This is a genomic window from Deinococcus pimensis DSM 21231 (assembly GCF_000519345.1).
Classification (GTDB): domain Bacteria; phylum Deinococcota; class Deinococci; order Deinococcales; family Deinococcaceae; genus Deinococcus_A; species Deinococcus_A pimensis.
In genome coordinates this window covers 40633-44545 of the sequence record NZ_KI912643.1, presented here as the reverse complement: position 1 = coordinate 44545, position 3913 = coordinate 40633, and the positions used below count along the sequence as shown (strand labels likewise).

The following is a 3913-nucleotide window of genomic DNA, read 5'->3' as shown; positions in this document are numbered from 1 at the left end:
TCAGCACGTGGGACTCCTCAGGCGGACAGGATGTCCGGGTAGAGCTGCCGGTAGGTGCCGAGGCAGCGGTCGAGGGTGAACATCTCCAGCACCCGCGTGCGGGCCTACAGGCTCACGAGGTCGTCCAGCTACGCGTGGTGCAGCAGTTCGAGGCAGGCGGCGGCGAAGGCACGTTCGTCGCGCGGGGGCACGACGCGCCCGGTCGGGCCGATCGCCTCGCGGACGCCGCCCACGTCCGTGGCGACGTTCACGCGTCCGGCGCTCATCGCCTCGATGATGGTGTAGGGGAAGCCCTCGGAGATGCTGCTGAGCGCGACGAGGTGTCCGGCGTGGTAGCCGTCGAGGACCTTCTGCGTGTGCCCCTCGAAGCGGACGGAGGCGTCGAGTCCGAGGCTCGTGACGAGGTCGTGGCAGCGTTTCGCGTAGGCCTCGTTGCCCTTGGGCACGCCGCCGAAGAGCCGCAGCGTCGCGTCGGGCAGGCCCTCGTGGACGATGGCGAACGCGCGGATGAGCGTCTCGACGTCCTTGAGGGGATCGATCCGGCCGACCCAGCAGATGGTGGGACGGTCCGGCTCGGTCGAGGCGGGCGTGAACTTCACGGGGTCGATGCCGTTGTAGACGGGCTTGATGCGTCCGGCGTCCGCGCCGCCGCTGCGCGCCGCCCAGCGGCTGTTGTACTCGCTGACGGGCGTGATGGTGCTGACCATGTCGTACGCGGCCTGGCTCAGCAGGATCTGGAAGCGCACCAGGAACGCCCGCAGCGCCGGGGAGAACGGAAGGCGGGGGTACTCGAGGTAGCGTTCGCGCAGGTACATGCCGTGCTCGGTCATGATGCAGGGCGTGCCGTAGGTCCAGCGGGCGGTGAAGGCGAGCAGGGTGCTCAGGCCGTTGCCGGTGGCGTGCGTGACGTCCACCTTCGGCGCGGGCCACGCGAGGGGTCGGAGCAGGTGGTCGAGCCAGATGCTGGCGTGCAGGGCGTCCGCGATGCTCGGGGTGGGCAGCAGCGGCAGCAGCGCGCCGCGTGAGGGCGCCCGGCGAGAGGCGCGCTGCCATTCGCGCCACAGCCGTTCGACGCTCACGCGGTGGTTCATGGCCTCGCTGAAGTCGGCCTGCTGCGCGAAGACGTGCAGGTCGCGAAGCGCCTCCGTGAAGTTGACCGTGTCGTTCGGGGTGGGCGAGAACAGCGTCTCGAGGAGGCGCGCGTGCGGAATGTGGAAGTCGTTGCCGATGCGCCTCGGGCGTGGGCCCGGCGCGCTCCGTGCGCCCCACAGAGGGATGTAGTGGACGTCGCGGACGTTGGGCGGCAGGTCGAACAGCGTCTGGGCCGTGTCGTCGCCGCAGATGGCGTAGACGTGGAAGTCGTGCTCCCCGAGGCCCTGGACGAGCTGATCGCACCACGTGCTGACGCCGCCACGGATCTGCGGGTAAGTTCCTTCGGTGAGAAGCGCGATCTTCACGGGTGTTCTCCTGGGCGAGCGTGACGTCGCCGCGCGAGGAGCGCGGCGACGCGGATCACTTCTGGACGCTGAGCGTGACGGTGGCGCCCGCGCCGACCGGCACCTTGCTGATCAGGGTGGGGCCGTACGTGTCGGTGCTGACGCCGCCACGCGTGCCGGTCACGAAGGCGTTCACGGCGGCGCCGCTGGACTTGAGGGTGATGGTGTTCGTCGCGCGGTTCCAGGTGCCGCTGAGCGTCGCGGCGCTCGCGGCGTTGCCGCTGCCGTTCGCCTTGACGAACATGGTGCGTTCGCGCAGGTAGGCGGCGAGGTCGGACCACTTGAGCGTCCTGAGGGGCAGGGTGCTGAAGGTGGAGTAGCGCGCGAGGACGGAGTCGACCCAGTCGGTGGCGAGGCTCTTGTTGAGCCTGGTGTCGTACTTGCTGAAGTTCGTCTGGTGCATGTAGTGCGGGAACGCCGAGCCGGACAGGACGTGGTTCATGGCGATGTCCGTCTCGTTCTTGAGGATCTGCGCGTACGTCTGGTTGGTGGTGAAGTAGGGGGTCACGCCGCCCGGGCCGTACATCTTGTTGTAGGAGCTGACGACCTGCGCGGGGTTCGAGGCGTAGTAGAAGATGTTGGTGGGCCAGCGGGGAATCAGGAAGAAGTCCTGACCGAGCTGGCTGTTGAGCGGGTGGAGCAGGCCGCAGTTGGGGCAGCTGGCATCCCAGTGGCTGGCGACGCCCCGGTTGGAGGCGAGGTAGCGCACGCCGCTCGCCCAGGCGGCCTTGAGGAAGTTCTGGTTGGACATCATGAGGCCGTTGTCGGTCTTGTCGTAGTCGAGGCACTGGGTGTTGTACCAGCCGAGACCGGAGTGCTCGCCGCTGACGCCCGTGCCCGCGCTGACGGGCAGGCCCATGGTGCGCGCGCGGTTGAAGTTCGCGTTCCACTGCGTGTAGGCGGTGGCGTAGTCGATGCAGTCCATGGATTCGTGGTCGCGGGTGTGGTTCACCCAGTCGAAGCTGTTCGCGATGCACTTCGAGACGCTGGAGAGCCGGTCGCCGGTCCCGCTGGTGGGCGAGCAGGTGTTGGTGGCGTTGACGCCCGCGCCGCCCGAGTTGAAGACGATGGCGTACGTGAAGGCGCCCGCGACGCCGGAGTACTTGGTGCGCAGCGCGGTCTGCTGGTCGCGCGCGCCGAGCGCGTCGGCGGCGGACATGCGGTAGGTGCTGCCGTCGAGGCCGCCGGTCGTGGCGTTCCACAGGTCGTCGTCGAGGAACCAGTCGTCGATGTCGACCTGCAGGGCGCGGCGGAACTCGCCGATGTACACGCCCTGGGTGAGCCAGTTGACGAGCCCGTACGCGAAGAGCTGGCTGTGCAGCAGGTACGGATTGTGGGCCATGGTCAGCGCGAGGCGTTCGCGTCCGTCGCTGCTGGTGGAGAGCACGCCGAGCAGATTGCCCGAGGCGTCGTTGAGGACGGGCGTGGTCGTGACGCCCGCGACGGGCGTGGTGGTGGCGGGGTAGTTCCAGGCGTACTGCACGGGGATGCTGCCGCCGACCTTGAGGTCGGGAAACACGCTCTGTCCCGCGCCGGTGAGGACGGCCGTGTTGGCGTCGCCGCTCGCGCCGGTGGAGCGGATGCCGTAGTCCTCCGGGAAGGAGCCGGGGAAGGCATACATGGCCGCCTGCCGGACCTTGTAGGTCCGCTCGTAGTTCCAGAGGGTGCTCCACTCGGTGGACGCGAGGGCGCTGCCCCACTGGCCCGTGGCGGGGTCCTGCCACGCGAGGCTGTCGGTGGTGAGCAGCACGCCCTGGTAGACGCCGCTGCCGTCGGTGGTGGTGAGGGTGTTCTCGTCCACGAGGGTGGTGGTCGCGTCGACCGCGTCGAAGGGGACGCCCATCTGGGAGAGGAACGCGCGCGCCGCGTCGATGGAGGCGTCGCCCTTCCCGGCGTACAGCACGAGAATCTTCATGCCGACGACGCTGGGGTTGCCGCCGATGGCCATGGGCGTGATGCCGCTGGACGTGGCGCCCAGCGTGGCGGTCTGCTTCCTGGGCTTCTTGCCCTTCGGGGACGTCCACTTCGGGCCGAGCTTCGGGAGCTTCTGACGTTCGACGTCGGCGGCGCCGGGCAGGTCGGGGATGGGCTTGATGGTCTCGGGTTGCGCGCCCGCCTTGGTCCCGGGCGCGACGGTCGGGTCGGGCGTGTCCGCCGCCTGGGGCGTGAGGACGCCGTCGCTCTGGGTCTGCGGGGCCGGCGGGTTGGGTCCGCAGGCGGCGAGGATCAGGGCGGTGAGGATCAGCAGTGGGGCACGTGACTTCATGAGGTTCTCTCCGTGGGGAAGGACGAGAAGGACGTTCCAGCCCGCTGGCGCTGGTCGGTCGGGTCGGGGCGGGGGCACATCCGCCCCGACCGTTCCGGTGAGGTCGTCCGTGGCGCGCCGGGCGCTTCCCGGCCCGGCGCGCGGTGCGGAG

Annotated in this window: 2 protein-coding genes; both read right to left on the bottom strand. The window is 69.5% G+C overall.

The window, feature by feature from the left end:
• Positions 1-128 precede the first annotated feature (128 nt).
• A complete protein-coding gene (pelF, locus tag DEIPI_RS30635) occupies positions 129-1457 on the bottom strand; it encodes a GT4 family glycosyltransferase PelF (protein WP_052351714.1) in 1329 nt (442 codons plus the stop codon).
• 55 nt (positions 1458-1512) lie between these two features.
• Positions 1513-3762, bottom strand: a complete 2250-nt coding sequence (locus tag DEIPI_RS0111890; protein WP_027481917.1) for an Agd3-related carbohydrate-binding protein — start codon at positions 3760-3762, stop codon at positions 1513-1515.
• Positions 3763-3913 lie beyond the last annotated feature (151 nt).